This is a genomic window from uncultured Oscillibacter sp. (assembly GCF_910587525.1).
Classification (GTDB): Bacteria; Bacillota; Clostridia; order Oscillospirales; family Oscillospiraceae; genus Oscillibacter.
The window spans coordinates 17112-31113 of sequence record NZ_CAJULS010000013.1 but is presented as its reverse complement, the minus strand read 5'-3'; the positions used below and the strand labels follow the sequence as shown (position 1 = coordinate 31113).

The 14002-nt window shown below is 57.2% G+C and carries 16 protein-coding genes; 11 read left to right on the top strand and 5 right to left on the bottom strand.

Annotated elements, in window-relative coordinates:
* On the top strand, positions 1-824 hold an 824-nt coding region (locus QZ326_RS02785; protein ID WP_295740963.1), incomplete at its 5' end, for a hypothetical protein.
* Between the two features lie 89 nt (positions 825-913).
* A complete protein-coding gene (locus QZ326_RS02780) occupies positions 914-1135 on the top strand; it encodes a hypothetical protein (protein ID WP_295740961.1) in 222 nt (73 codons plus the stop codon).
* Positions 1136-1280: 145 nt separating this feature from the next.
* Here QZ326_RS02780 and jag read toward each other — a convergent pair whose 3' ends face one another.
* The 5 genes from jag to rpmH all read right to left on the bottom strand — a co-directional run bounded on the left by jag (position 1281) and on the right by rpmH (position 4785).
* On the bottom strand, positions 1281-2123 hold the full coding sequence (gene jag, locus QZ326_RS02775; RefSeq protein ID WP_295740959.1) for an RNA-binding cell elongation regulator Jag/EloR: 843 nt from the start codon (positions 2121-2123) through the stop codon (positions 1281-1283).
* 8 nt (positions 2124-2131) lie between these two features.
* Positions 2132-3286, bottom strand: a complete 1155-nt coding sequence (yidC, locus tag QZ326_RS02770) for a membrane protein insertase YidC (protein ID WP_295740957.1) — start codon at positions 3284-3286, stop codon at positions 2132-2134.
* 701 nt (positions 3287-3987) lie between these two features.
* Positions 3988-4197: a membrane protein insertion efficiency factor YidD gene (gene yidD, locus QZ326_RS02765; RefSeq protein WP_295740955.1), complete on the bottom strand. Its 210-nt coding sequence runs from the start codon at positions 4195-4197 to the stop codon at positions 3988-3990.
* Positions 4194-4538 carry a ribonuclease P protein component gene (gene rnpA / locus QZ326_RS02760; protein ID WP_295740953.1) on the bottom strand — a complete coding sequence of 115 codons (345 nt, stop codon included), beginning with the start codon at positions 4536-4538 and terminating at the stop codon, positions 4194-4196. Before rnpA ends, yidD begins: the two co-directional genes overlap by 4 nt.
* 106 nt (positions 4539-4644) lie before the next feature.
* Positions 4645-4785, bottom strand: coding sequence for a 50S ribosomal protein L34 (gene rpmH / locus QZ326_RS02755; protein ID WP_021751147.1), 141 nt, complete (start codon positions 4783-4785; stop codon positions 4645-4647).
* 394 nt (positions 4786-5179) lie between these two features.
* On the opposite strand from rpmH, the gene dnaA reads away from it, so the two are divergent.
* From dnaA to QZ326_RS02710, 9 genes are all read left to right on the top strand, one after another.
* Complete coding sequence (gene dnaA / locus QZ326_RS02750) at positions 5180-6496, top strand: chromosomal replication initiator protein DnaA (RefSeq protein ID WP_295740952.1); 1317 nt, start codon at positions 5180-5182, stop codon at positions 6494-6496.
* Between the two features lie 247 nt (positions 6497-6743).
* Entirely contained in the window at positions 6744-7859 is a 1116-nt protein-coding gene (gene dnaN / locus QZ326_RS02745) for a DNA polymerase III subunit beta (RefSeq protein ID WP_295740950.1), read from the top strand.
* A 2-nt stretch (positions 7860-7861) separates the two neighbouring features.
* A complete protein-coding gene (locus QZ326_RS02740; RefSeq protein WP_295740948.1) occupies positions 7862-8077 on the top strand; it encodes an RNA-binding S4 domain-containing protein in 216 nt (71 codons plus the stop codon).
* On the top strand, positions 8067-9170 hold the full coding sequence (recF, locus tag QZ326_RS02735; RefSeq protein WP_295740946.1) for a DNA replication/repair protein RecF: 1104 nt from the start codon (positions 8067-8069) through the stop codon (positions 9168-9170). The genes QZ326_RS02740 and recF overlap by 11 nt, the downstream gene beginning before the upstream one ends.
* A gap of 521 nt (positions 9171-9691) precedes the next feature.
* Positions 9692-10189 carry a hypothetical protein gene (locus QZ326_RS02730; RefSeq protein ID WP_295740945.1) on the top strand — a complete coding sequence of 166 codons (498 nt, stop codon included), beginning with the start codon at positions 9692-9694 and terminating at the stop codon, positions 10187-10189.
* Between the two features lie 225 nt (positions 10190-10414).
* Complete coding sequence (remB, locus tag QZ326_RS02725; protein WP_295740943.1) at positions 10415-10690, top strand: extracellular matrix regulator RemB; 276 nt, start codon at positions 10415-10417, stop codon at positions 10688-10690.
* Positions 10691-10701: 11 nt separating this feature from the next.
* Positions 10702-11106, top strand: coding sequence for a PH domain-containing protein (locus tag QZ326_RS02720; RefSeq protein ID WP_295740941.1), 405 nt, complete (start codon positions 10702-10704; stop codon positions 11104-11106).
* A 405-nt stretch (positions 11107-11511) separates the two neighbouring features.
* Positions 11512-13461, top strand: coding sequence for a DNA topoisomerase (ATP-hydrolyzing) subunit B (gyrB, locus tag QZ326_RS02715; protein WP_295740939.1), 1950 nt, complete (start codon positions 11512-11514; stop codon positions 13459-13461).
* Positions 13462-13671: 210 nt separating this feature from the next.
* Positions 13672-13947, top strand: coding sequence for a hypothetical protein (locus QZ326_RS02710; RefSeq protein WP_295740937.1), 276 nt, complete (start codon positions 13672-13674; stop codon positions 13945-13947).
* Positions 13948-14002 lie beyond the last annotated feature (55 nt).

Genomic DNA, 14002 nt, shown 5'->3' with positions numbered 1-14002 from the left:
ACTGGGCTGGGGTGTCCAGAACCTATTATGAGCTGGGCGTGACCGCTATGGATGCAGGCAACCTGCATAAAGCCCAGCTGTGGCTCCACCGGGCGGACACCATTTACAGCGCTGATGACAATATCTACGATAAGGTGGGGGAGAAACTGATGGACGATTGCTCTGACCGTATTGGGCGGCTGGAGGATGAGGCCGGGCTGTTCTACAACGGCATTCCCGCCGAAATTGAGGCCAGGGCGAAGGAACTGAGCGGCCCCCAGGTTCGGGTGTGGGGTCTGCTGTCCATTGCCCGGTTGGTGCGGCTGGGGGAGCGGCTGTCCAGGCTACCAGGCTGTGAGGTGCTGGGCCAACTGGACTGGGCGGTTGATCTGATGTTTCGCTCCCTCCAGATCTTACCCTCTCAAGAGGCCTACCAACGCCTGATGGATATGTGCAACGCGCTCTATGAGCTCAACGGCAAGCCGGTCTATTACAGCGGTGAGATTGAGGTTCCAGGCAGGCCCCCCTTCCAGCTGTTCGATCTGAACGGCCTGTTTGGAGTGGAACAGGAGCTGAACAGCTACACCGACAACCATCTGCGGCTGCTGGCCGCTCTGAGCCAGGGCGCGGAGGAACTGCCCCAGGCCGAGAGCAGCATTGTGGCCTGCGCCCTGCTCCCCGACTATTACATTCGCTCCGGCGCAGACAGGTTGGAGGATGTTCCTCAGATCAAGGCGGAGCTCCAGCGTATTTGGAGCGACTATGATTTTGTTCGCGACTGCCTCTCCTGGGAGGAGGTCGGGAAAAGAATCGCGGATTATAAACAGTTGGATATTTTAACCTGATGGCTCTACAGAAGATGACCCTGCTCCACAAAGAAAAGAGTCTTGATGAGGAGTAATACAACTTTCAGTTTACCGGGGGAATTTCATCTTTGGGTGAAATCCCCCTTGACAAATGTTTTCTTAACAAAACGATTTCTGGAGTTATTTTCGCAGGAACTGCCAATATGAATCCCTCTTTTGCCGTACTTTGGATTGAAGGCAATACAATCGGCATCAAAGCAAGTGCGAAAGAGGGCCTTATTAAACAGCATACGGCAGAGGGGGCTGTGGAAATTTTTGAATCAGCACTTGGCACCCACAATCAAAAATAAGCGCTGGCAATTTGACGGGGGATTCAGCTAACTATCAAGAGCAGCACGAAGGATAAGGGAAATAGGATGATTCAATCTTTCCGTTTTTCCACAGGCTGAAAAGAGCCGCCCGGTATGGGCGGCTCTTTGAGACTGCGGAACTGCATCAATGGGTAGTCCGGTCGTAGGCCACGATGACCCGCCGGTTGGGCTCAGTGCCCGTGGAATAAGTGGTGACGCCGGGTACATCCTGGAGAGCGGTGTGAATCACATGTCGCTCGTAGGCGTTCATGGGCTCCAGAGTGACGCTGCGGCGGTATTTGACCACCTTCCCCGCCACCTTTTTCGCCAGATGCTGGAGGCTCTGTTCCCTTTTTTCCCGGTAGCCCTCCGCGTCCAGCTGGACCCGGACCCGGCTGCCGCCGGAGCGGTTGACGGAGTAGCTGGTGAGCTGCTGGATGGCGTCCAGGGTCTCGCCCCGGCGGCCAATCAGGGTGCCCATCTGCTTTCCCTCCAGAATGACTTTGTAGCGGCCCTTCTCCGGCTGATAGACCCGGATCTCCGCGGAGCACTCCATATGCTCCAAAAGGCCGGTCAGGAAGGTCCGGATGGCCCGGGACTTCTCGTCATCCACTTCCTCACCCAGATCCACAGGGACCGGGGCGGGGCGGGGCGCCTCCGCCCTGGGGGCGGCGGGCCTGTCCTCTCTGGGCTCCTGCTTCCTGGGCTTTTCCCGGCGGGGCTTGGGCTCCGGCCTGAATTCCTTTTTGGTCTCCTGCCTGGGCTCCGGCTCAGGTTTCGCCTCCGCCTTGGGGGCGGTCTTCTCCCCGTCCTCAGGGCCGTGGTAAACACGAACCCGGGCGGGACTGCTGCCAATGCCTAAAAAGCCGGACTTCGCCCGCTCCAGAATCTCAACGGACACATCGTCCCGATCCAGGCCCAGCTGTGCCAGGGCTTTGCTGATGGCCTCTTCCTCAGTTTTACCCGTTACATCGATAAACTCTCTCATAAGGGTCCTCAATCCTCCGTATCGTAGCGGTCCGCCTTGTAGGAGCGGCCGCGGGCATAGGGGCGCTCACCGACCCGGCCCGCCTCGGTGGTGCTGGGCTTTTTTGCCCGCATTTTGGCCTCTTGGGCCTCCTGCCGCTTTTCTTTCAAAGACTTCTTCTGAGCGGCCTGCTGCTTCTGCTTCTCCTGGAGGACCTTGGCCTCTTCCTGCCGGCGCTTGCGGTCAGCCTCCCGGGCCTCAAAACGGGCGTCCTCCTCCTCCTGGATCTTTCGGGTATAGAATCTCCCCAGGACAGCCTCCTGAATGATGGAGAAAGCGCTCTGGGCAATCCAGTAAACGCCCAAAGCTGCGGGCATGATGAAGGCGATGTACACGCTCATCAAAGGCATCATCAGCATCATGGTCTTGCCACTGGCGGCGGCGGAGCCCTGGTTCTGGCTGCCGGCCATGGAAACCTTGCTCAAAAGGAAGCTCAAAAGACCGGAGAGAATAGGGATCAGGATAATGCCGATCAGAGCGGGGGTCATGCCGGATTTCAAAGCGCTGAAAGCGCTGCTGGGAAGAGTGGTCAAATCCATCCCCAAGAAGTGATAATCCACGTTGACCCAATTGGGATTTTCCGCCAGGAAGGTCCTGACAATGGGATTATCGGCGTTGCTGGAGATGTGCTGGATGATCTCGATCTGGGCATAGGCGCCGTCCTTGGCGTCGTTCAGCATGGACCAGGAGAGGCCCAGGGAACTAACCACATCCTTTGCCTTCTGGAGCACCTCCAGGTTGGCGGAGCGGCTGCCGAAATTCATGAAAAAGACTACCGGCTCCCGGATAATATAGTAGAGGGCGATCAGAATCGGCATGGGAATGAAGCTCCAGAGGCACCCGCTCATGGGGTTAATGCCCTCCTCGGCATAAAACTTCTGCATCTCTTCGTTCATCTTCATCTGGTTGTTGGCGTATTTCTTCTGAATCTCCTGCATCTTGCCGGACATCCGGTTCATACGCACCATGCTCTTCTTGGACTTCATCTGGAAGGGCAGCAGCACCAACTTGATGACCAGGGTGAAGAAGATGAGGGACAGGCCGTAGGAGCTTGTCAAGTTGTAAAAGAGCCGCAGCAGCGCTGCGAAGGGGATACAGATATAGTATCCGATGGTTGAAAACATAGGCGTTTCCTCCAAAGTGGGGATGCCGCCCCACGGGGGCGGGACGGGGGGTGCACGGTCCAAAAGAGAAAAAGACGCTGGGGCTGAATTTGACCGCAGGGGTCAATTTCGCCCAAGATACGGGGGCTCGTCTGAACCAGTGCCCATGAATCTTGCAGATCTTCTGCCGGATGCGCCTGACAGCGTACCTGGCGGGGGCGCTCTGCCACATTTGCGACTGCCCTCGAGGCTGTTTTGGTGCTTGGACGCATGGACTTCCTTCTCTTCCCGCGCTTCGCGCCTGGATGAGTGCGTCCTGGGCAGAGGGTTCTTCTGCCGGCCTGCGGGGGACGGGGGAATCGCGCCGCGGCGGCGCGGGGTGGGAATACGGGCGGGAACGGAGCAGATTATCCTACACGGTGGGGATCAGGCGCGAAGCGCGGGAAGAGGGGCAGAGACAGTGCATCCAACAGTCAGATCCGCTGCGCGCCCTTCAATCCGAGCGGCAGACTTCTGCACGGCAAAAGCGGTTTTTCTTTTGGACCGTGCATGGCCCGCCAAGGTAAGCCGCGAAGCGGCGAGAAGGCCCTCTGGAGGGTTTTCTTTTTGACTGCGCCAAAAAGAAAATGGGGGGTGCATTGGACCAGCTATCCCCATGTCTGAAATCCACCCCGCACGCCAGGGCAGGAAAGGCCTCCCCCCTCCCTGCGAGGAGAAATCCTCTAAGGGACAGGGTCATACCCCCCCTTGTGAAAGGGATTGCACCGCAGAATCCGCTTGAATGCCAGCCAGCCACCCTTGAGGGCGCCATATTTCTCAACGGCCTCCAGGGCGTACTGGGAGCAGGTGGGGATATAATTGCAGCAACGGGGCCTGTAGGGAGAAACTGCCCTTTGATAGAACCGGATAAGAAGTATGAAAACCCGCTTCATCTGCCGCCCTCCAGAAGTTCCAGCTTCCGGCAAAGCCGCAGAAACGTGTCGTTCAGCTCCTTCCAGGAAACTGCCGCTGTCCGCCCCCGGGCCACCAGGATGATGTCCCACCCCTCCCGGAGCTTGTCCCGGTTGAGACGGTAGACCTCCCGCAGCCGGCGGCGGGCCCGGTTCCTCGTTACGGCTTCCCCGATCTTCGTGGAGGCGGTGATCCCCAGGCGGTTGCGGCCCAGCTTGTTTTTGCGGCAGTACACCACCATGGATCCGCTTACCGCCGATGTTCCCCGCTGATATATCCGGCGGAATTCATAATTTTCTTTTATGCTCCACGCCCGATTCATTTCATTCCCCAGCTTTCCTGAACAAAAACTCTTTTAGGGACGGAGGAATCCAAAAAATTCCAGCCGTCCCTGAAGACGTTGTTCAAGTGTCTCCCGCGCACTGTGCTCAGTAAGACAGACGCGCGCGGCCCTTGGCGCGGCGGCGGGCCAGAACCTTGCGGCCGTTGGCGGTAGCCATTCTCTTGCGGAAGCCATGGACCTTCTGGCCGTGGAGCTTCTTGGGCTGATAGGTACGTTTCGTAGCCATTTCGAGACACCTCCTGTCAGAATTGCGTCCGCCCACAGGCGGCGCTTACTCGACACCGCTCTCCATCCGGAAAGCGGCGCAGTAAACTTTAACCGGCGCTTCACACAGGAAGCGCATTGGATAGTATACCTTCTTTTTCAAAAGGTGTCAAGATAAACTTCAAATTTCCCTGAAATTCTCCCCTTTTCTCCCTTTTTCGAAAGATTTTCTACATGTAGCGCCTGTTTTTCAAAAAAAATCTAAATCTTGCGCCAATTCCAACAATATTTTTTGATCTTTTATATTAGAATAAGTATTGCCTCTCTTTGTTTTTTTTGCTATAATGAATTGTATTATTTTGTCCATTTTTCACGATACTTTTTCCATTGAAACGAAAAAAGAGAGGTGTTTCCTTTTGAATTCTGTAGCCGACATATGGGCCAACATTCTGGTGCAGCTGAAACAGGACCTCTCGGAGACCACCATCGCCACCTGGTTCGACGAGCTGGAGGCTGTGGACATCCGGGGGAACACGTTCTATCTCCACTGCGCCAACGATTTTAAGAAGGGTTATATTGAATCCCTGTTTTTAAAAAACATCAAGGCCGCCCTGCGGGACATCTTCTCCACGGACTTCGAGGTGTCCATCCTGGACGACGACGGCTTTGCGGAGTTCAAGGGCCCGGCGGAGAAAAAAAAGGAGGACCGTTTCACCTCTGAGGAGTTCACCTTTGAGACTTTTGTGGTGGGCCCGTCCAACAAACTGGCCTATGCGGCCTCCATGGCCGTGGCAGAGCACCCGGCCCAGAATTACAACCCTCTTTTGATCTATGGGGACTCCGGCCTCGGCAAAACCCACCTCTTGAACTCCATCGCCAACGTTATCCGCCGGGACGATTCCCGCTCCAAAATCGTTTACATCAAGGGAGACGATTTTATCAACGAGTTTATCGAACTGGTCCGGGCGGGCCGGGGCAGTGAGTTCCGGGCCAAGTACCGCAGCGCCGATCTGCTGCTGGTGGACGATGTGCAGTTTGTGGCCGGCAAGGAACAGGTGCAGAATGAATTCTTCCACACCTTCAACACCCTCTATGAATCCGGCCGCCAGATTGTGCTGACGTCCGACCGGCCGCCCTCTGAGATGACGCTGCTGGATGACCGCCTCCGCACCCGGTTTGAGTGGGGCCTTCTGGTAGACGTGGCTCCGCCTGTCTTTGAGACCCGGGTCGCTATTGTCAAAAACAAGGCCGCCATCCTGGGGATGAACCTGCCGGATAAGGTAGCCTTTACCATTGCGGAGAAGGCCACCGCCAACGTCCGCCAGCTGGAGGGGATCGTAAATAAACTCCTTGCCTACAAGGACCTTCTCGGCAGCGAGACAGACGAGGATACGGTCTCCCGGGCCATCCAGGACATTTTGAAGCGCAGCAGCGAGTACATTCCCACGCCGGAGGCCATTCTGGATTATATCAGCAAGCACTACGGCGTTGAGGAGTCTCTGATCCGGGGCCAGCAGCGGGTGCGGGACGCCGTTCAGGCCCGGCAGATCGCCATGTATCTCATCCGCTCCATGACAAACCTCTCCGTGGTGGACATCGGAAAGGTCTTTGACAACCGGGACCACTCCACCGTTCTCTACTCCATTCAGCGAGTGGAGGACAAGATGAAGAAGGACCCCGCCTATGCCGAAAAAATCAAGGAGATCAAAACCAATATCAACTCCAAGCGCTGATCCCATTTTTCCACATTTCCCGTGGAAAAGAAAAACTTTTCTGTGGAAAGCTTCCTTTTTGGAAAACCACAGGGAAATCCATGGAAAGGCGTCTCATTTTCTGTGGAGACCGGATCCCTTCCACTCCAACGGTTTCTCTCTTTTTTCCACATCGTTTTTTTCTACGGCTTCTATTTCTTCCAAAATCATTTGTTTTCTTTTTTAAAAACGAAATTTCCTCTATTCTGAACGAAAGGAAACGACCGCTATGATGAAATTTTCCTGCGAAAAGGCGCTACTGCAAAACGCCATCGCCGTCGCCAGCCGCGCAGTGGCTCCCAAAAGCTCGATTCCTGCCCTGGAGGGACTTCTTCTCCGGGCCGGGCAGGAGCTGACAGTTTCCGGCTACAATATGAATACCGGAATCCGCACCAAAATCTCCGCCATCGTCTCGGAGGAGGGAGAGATGGTTTTGAACGCACGCCTCTTCGGAGATATCATCCGCCGGATGCCCGACGATACGGTTACCTTCTCCGCCGATGACCGGCAGATGGTCCACCTGAGCTGCGGAGATGCGGACTTTGATATCCTGGGCCTGTCCGCCGCCGACTATCCGGATCTGCCGGAGGTGGAGGACGAGTACGCCGTTTCCATTCAGCAGAAAACCCTGCGGGCTATGATCGAGGAGACTTCCTTTGCCGTCTCCACCAATGAGAGCCGCCCGGTTCACACCGGCGCCCTGTTTGAGGTCGGTGAAAAAGGTTTGACCATGGTGGCCGTAGACGGTTTTCGTCTGGCTGTCCGCCGGGAGCCCTTGGAACAGCTGGCCGGTGGGGCCTTTTCCTTCGTCGCTCCCGGCGCCGCCCTCAACGAGGTAAAGGGTATCTGCGGCGATACGGAGGAGATTGCCTCCATCACCCTGGGTAAGCGGCATATTCTGTTTGAGGTGGGTGATACGGAGCTGATCTGCCGGCGGCTGGAGGGAGAATTCCTGGACTATAAGAACGCCATTCCCCGGGCCAATCCCATCTCTGTTACAGCGGAGACCAAGTCCCTGATTCAGAGTATCGACCGGGTTTCCGTGGTGATCTCCGATAAATTGAAGAGCCCGGTGCGGTGCGTGTTTGACCATGACAAGGTCCTCCTCTCCGCCAAGACCGGCAACGGCGAGGCCAAGGACGTCTGCCGCCTCTCCGGCGACGGAGGCGGCCTGGAGATCGGCTTCAATAACCGTTATCTCATGGAGGCCTTGCGGTACGCTCCTGCAGACACAGTGAAAATTGAACTGAATACCGGAGTTTCCCCCGCGATCATCGTTCCGACGGATGAGAAAGATAACTTTTTGTATATGGTCCTGCCGGTGCGGCTGAAATCGGCGGAGTGAGTATGAAGACGATTCAAATTACGACGGAGTTTATCAAGCTCCAGGATCTGCTGAAATTTGCGGGTCTTGTGGAGACCGGCGGGGAGGCCAAGGAGTTGATTCAGGGCGGCAGGGTTCAAGTGGGCGGTGAAGTGTGCCTTCAGCGGGGGAAGAAAATCCGGCCCGGGGACGACGTGCTCTTTGACGGCGCCCACTACACGGTCAGTTATGCGGATTGACCGTCTGGAGCTGGAGTGCTTCCGAAACTACGGGAGGCAGGCTGCGGACTTTGACTCCCGGTGCAACGTGATATTCGGGGAGAACGCCCAAGGGAAGACCAACCTGCTGGAGGCCCTGGTCTACCTCTCCTGCGGCAGGTCTCCCCGGGCCAGAAAGGACCGGGAGATGATCTGCTTTGACGCCCCCGCCGCCCGTATGTCCGCCCGGGTCTCTGCCCGGGAGCGGGAATTTTTGATGCAGGTGGACCTGTTCCGGGACCGGCGGCGGCGGATGTCTGTCAATCAGGTAGCGGCGAAAAATAATGCCGCCCTCAGCCAGGTTTACCAGACTGTGTTTTTCTGCCCGGAGGATTTATTTCTGATCCGGGAGGGGGCTGCCGCCCGGCGGAAATTCATGGATACCGCCCTGTGCCAGCTGCGGCCCCGGTATGCCGCCGCTCTGGCGGAGTACAGCCGGACCTATGACCACAAGACCCGCATCCTCCGGGACGCGGAGGAGCGGCCGGATCTGCTGGCGGCCCTGCCGGAGTTCAATGAGCGGCTGGTGTGCTTCGGCGCGGTGCTGATCCACTACCGCCAGCAGTTTGCCCTCCGGCTGAGAGAGTACGCCGCCATTCACCACCGGGAGTGCTCCGGCGGGCGGGAGGAGCTGGAGATTCAATATAAGACGGTCTCCTCTGTGGAAGACCCGGCAGCGGAGATCTCTGTCATCGCGGAACAGCTGCGGCAGCATATGGAGGATCACCAGGCGGCGGAGCGGAGTTCCCGGCTGTGTCTCTCCGGGCCCCACAAGGATGACCTTCTGGTCAGCATTGACGGCAGGGACGCCAAACAGTATGCCTCCCAGGGGCAGACCCGGACGGCGGCTCTCGCCATGAAGCTGGCGGAGAGGGAGATCTACCGGAATGTCTCCGGGGAATACCCGGTACTGCTGCTGGATGATGTGCTCAGCGAGCTGGACCCCCGGCGGCAGGAGTTCGTGCTCAACCGCATTGCGGGGGGACAGGTGTTTATCACCTGCTGCGAGGATGACCGGCTGCCGGCGCTGCTGGGGGGGAAGGTGTTTCATGTGGAGCATGGGGTGATTGGGTGATACCCGGTGTGGGAGGTGTTCCGCCGCGGGTGGGGAAGGCGCACAGGCTTTGGCCGTGCTGGGAATGCACCCCCCATATCATCGGAAGAAACTCCGCCGCTGCATTTTCGGCTAACGCCGAAAATTCCGCTCAAGCTCCGTTCCTTTCTCCTCTCCCCACCAGACCCGCTCCGCTGGGCTCCGGCGGGGACCCCCTTTTCTGAGCGCAGAAAAAGAGAAAACCCTCCAGAGGGCCCTCTCGCCGCTTCGCGGCTCACCTTGGCGGGGCCGTGCACGGTCCACCGCGCAGCCCTTGGCGGCTTTGCCGCTTAGGGATGCGGCGTCCCCCTTGCGGGAAAAGAGAAAAAGACGCTTTTGGCAGTTGCGGAAGTTTTCCGCTTTGATTGAAGGGTGCGCAGGAAACTTGATGCGTGGACGCAAGGATGTACTTCTCTTCCCGCGCTTCGCGCATGGTCGGGCTTATGTGGAAAAGTATGCGGTTTTGTTGTAGGGAGCTGTTGCGGGATGCGGGGAGGATTTGTATGAGAGATTGGAAAAAAATTTCAATCAATCTGGTCGTGGCCCTGCTCCTGATTTTGATGGGCGTGGAATTTTGCATGGAGCTTCGGTACCCCTGTAGTGAGGTGGCGGTGGCGTCGAACAACACGGAGGCCATTCTGCGGCGGGTGCCGGAGGTGGAGATCACAGAGGCGGAGATGGCCATGCTTGAGGAGTTCTCCCGATACGCTGTTGTTCAGGAGCTGCTGGAGAGCGGCGAGAGCGGATATCTGTCAGCTGCAGAGGAACCGGAGCTGATGTCTGCGGCGGACCGGTACCTGCCCCTGGAGAGCGCGGCGACTGTCGTTGTGAATGGGATTTTTTATGAGGAAAGTTCCTTCCTGAATGTGAACTGGGAGGACGGAGACGGGCACCGGGTTTTTCTTGAAAAGGTGAGGGACGGATCGGAGGAAAACTATTACAAGCTGTACTCCGTCAGCCGAAGGACTTTTTATGAGAACTGGGACAATGAGAGAGCCTAGAAAAACGTCGTCCGCCGCCGGTGGCTGGCCTGGCTGCGGGATTAGGTCTTGTCTGGTTAATGGCGGAACGGCGAACGGTGAGAGACTTTTTTACTGGGCAAGGCAGACAGTCGCAGGAATGCGTTGTGTATTTCAGAAATTTTTCACGCAGTACGGTGAAAAAAAATTTGTTGTTTGGGTGATTTGGATTTTTGAAACAAGGCCTAGATATGGGAGGAATAAGCGGTGTACCTGCACTTGGGACAAAACGAGATTGTGCCGTACCGCCGGATCATCGGCGTTTTTGACCTGGATAAATGTTCCACCTCCAAGCGGACCCGGGACTATCTCGCCGCCGCCCAGAGAGAGGGCGTGGTAATGGATGCGTCCGGGGATATTCCAAAGTCCTTTGTGGTGTGCGACCACCCCTACCACGACCAGATTGTGTATCTCAGCCAGCTGAATCCCGCCACGCTGGCCAGCCGGGTGGAGAGAAATCATTTTCAAAACAATTTTGAGTGAGGAGGTCTGTGATGAAGTCCATTGAATACCTGTGGAAGGACCGCAGGCGCCGTTTGGGACTGCCCCTCTCCTTCACCCGGTACAGCCTCAGCGAGGACCGGCTGTTTTGTGAGACGGGTTTTTTAAACCTCAAATCCGATGAAGTGCTGCTCTACCGGGTGCGGGACCTGGAGCTGACCATGACCCTGGGACAGCGAATCTTTGGAGTGGGGACCGTGTGCGTCCACTCCTCGGACAAGAGTGTTCCCCATCTGGATTTGAAGAACATCAAAAATCCCCGGGAGGTCAAGGAGCTGATTCACCAGAACGTGGAGTCCGCCAAGGACAAGCGGCGGATGCGGACCACGGAGCTGATGGGCCCGGGCCGGGAGCCTGACGGGCTCTGCGAAATGGAAGAGGACGAGGAACTGGACTAAAAGGAGAACAATTATGGCTGATCCGTCGATGATTTTCGTTTGTCTGGTTTTTTGATTCTATCCCTGGAGTGAAGCGGCGGTTCAGTTTTTTCTGCTCCGCAAGAGGAAGAAGGCCTGCTGGTTTCCACTGCTGTGCGCTGTACCGGACGCTGGCGGAGAGAGCGAAAGGAGCTCTGTGACAGGACAATCCTATGCGGGCTGTGCCCCTTGTATTCCAGGAAAATTGAGGAGTGGAGAAAGGCGGGCCGGAAGGTCTTCCAGCCCGGCTTTTTCCACTCTGGAAAACAGTGAGGCGGCTCTCCGCTGCCGTAGGGCAGATCTCTTTAAGCGGATACCGAAGAGCATGGTAAAAATTCTTTTTGGTTCTTTTTCTTATAAGAAAAAGAACAAGGTAAGGAGAACTATATGGCTGAAAATGAAATTCTGAATTCCACCGCCGTAGACGCGTCCAATGAATATGACGCGTCGGAAATCCAGGTCCTGGAGGGCCTGGAGGCCGTCCGGAAGCGGCCGGGAATGTATATCGGCTCCACCAGCGAGTCCGGTCTTCACCACTTGGTCTATGAGATTGTGGACAACGCCATTGACGAGGCGCTGGCGGGCTACTGCGACGAGATCACCGTCACCATCAATCCCGGGGACACCATCACCGTCACCGACAATGGCCGGGGTATCCCTGTGGATATCCAGGCTCAGACCGGCAAACCCGCTCTGGAGGTGGTTTTCACCATTCTTCACGCCGGAGGAAAGTTTGGCGGAGGGGGCTACAAGGTCTCCGGCGGTCTTCACGGCGTGGGCGCCAGCGTGGTCAACGCGCTCAGTGAGTGGCTGGCGGTACAGGTCCATAAGGACGGAAAAATCCACGAGATGAAGTTTTCCCGGGGACACGTCACCCAGGAGATGACTGTGGTCGGCACTACCGACCGCACCGGTACTACCGTTTCCTTCAAGCCGGACCCGGAGATGTTTGAGGAGACAGTCTACCGCTACGATACGCTGCACACCCGTATGCGGGAGGAGGCCTTTTTGAATGCGGGCCTGCGTATCCGCACTGTGGATAAACGCCAGGGCCGCGAGCAGGAGGACTCCATGTGCTACGAGGGCGGCATCCGGGAGTTTGTCACCTGGCTCAATAAGAGCAAAGACGCTCTGCACAACGGCGTTATCTATATGGCCGGGCAGAAGGATGACTCCATGGCAGAGGTTGCCCTCCAGTATAACGACGGGTATAACGAGACTATCCTCTCCTTTGCCAACAATGTCCACACTCCGGAGGGCGGCATGCACGAGGAGGGCTTCAAGCGGGCGCTGACCACCGTACTGAACAACTACGGACGGAAGATCAAGATGCTCAAGGAGGACGAGAAGGTATCTGGCGAGGACTGCCGGGAGGGTCTCACCTGCGTCATCTCCGTGAAGCTGACCGAGGCCCAGTTTGAGGGCCAGACCAAGGCCAAGCTGGGCAACAGCGAGATTCGGACTCTGGTGAACAACATCGTCTCCGACAAGCTGGATACCTTCCTGGAGGAGAATCCCCAGGTGGGACGAATGATCCTGGACAAGGCCCTTACCGCCAACCGTGCCCGGGAGGCCGCAAAGAAGGCCCGGGAGTCCATCCGCCGCAAGACGGCTCTCGGCGGCGCCGCCATGCCGGATAAGCTCCGGGACTGCAATGAGAATAACCCGGAGCTGACGGAAATCTACATCGTGGAGGGCGACTCCGCAGGAGGCTCCGCCACCCAGGGACGGGATTCCCGGTTCCAGGCCATCCTGCCTCTTTGGGGCAAGATGCTGAACGTGGAGAAGGCCCGGGCGGACAAGGTCTACGGAAACGACAAGCTCCAGCCTGTCATCACCGCCCTGGGGGCCGGCATCGGCGAGGAGTTCGACGCCGGAAAGCTGCGGTATCACAAGGTCATCATCATGGCCGATGCCGACGTGGACGGCGCCCACATCCGGACGCTGTTGCTGACCTTCTTCTTCCGCTTCATGCGGCCTCTCATCGAGCAGGGGTACGTATACTCCGCCGTGCCCCCCCTCTTCAAACTGAGCCGGGGCAAGACCACACGCCTTGCCTTCTCCGAGGAGGAGCGGGACGCCATCTCCGCGGAGCTCCGGGGGGATAACCCCAACGCCAAGGTGGACATCAGCCGGTTCAAGGGTCTGGGCGAGATGAATCCCCATGAGCTGTGGGAGACCACCATGGACCCGGAGAAGCGCACCCTGCGCCGGATTACCCTGGACGACGCGGTGCGGGCGGACGAGATTTTCACCATCCTCATGGGGGAGAAGGTGGAGCCCCGGAAGGCGTTTATTGAGGAGAACGCCCAGTACGCCGTGAATCTGGATTACTAAATAGGGTTCATCATGGAAGAGATCGTCAAAAAACGGGAAACACCCGAGCTGCCGGATGGAATCCGGATCAAATATGGAAACTGGGAATTTCATACTGGTGAAGACACTGAGATCAAGGACCTGTCAGAAAAAGGTGCAACAGGTATTGTGGAAAAAGTGCGGAATGGTCTCTGTTCAAGCCTGTACCTGACTCCTGATGAGGATGGAGAGATGGAGGAAGGGTTTTTCCAGCTGGAGAGCGCCGGCGGCGGAGGGCTGATCTTCCTGCAGATCAGCAGAGAAGAGGAGCGCGCCGCCTGGGCCTGCTTTGACCCGGACTATCTGGATTCTGAAGAGGCGGCCCCCATTGAACCCAGCGACGGGCAGTCCGTTATCCCCATGAAATGCACGATGCGGGACCGGGAGCTGGCCGCCAGATGTGTGGAGTGGTACCTCCACACCGGCGAGCCCTACCCCGGCATGGACTGGCTGAAAATGACCTGGTAGCAAGAGCGTGAAGATTATAGGGGGAAGGGTGGAGAAATAAATCTCTCAGCTCTTC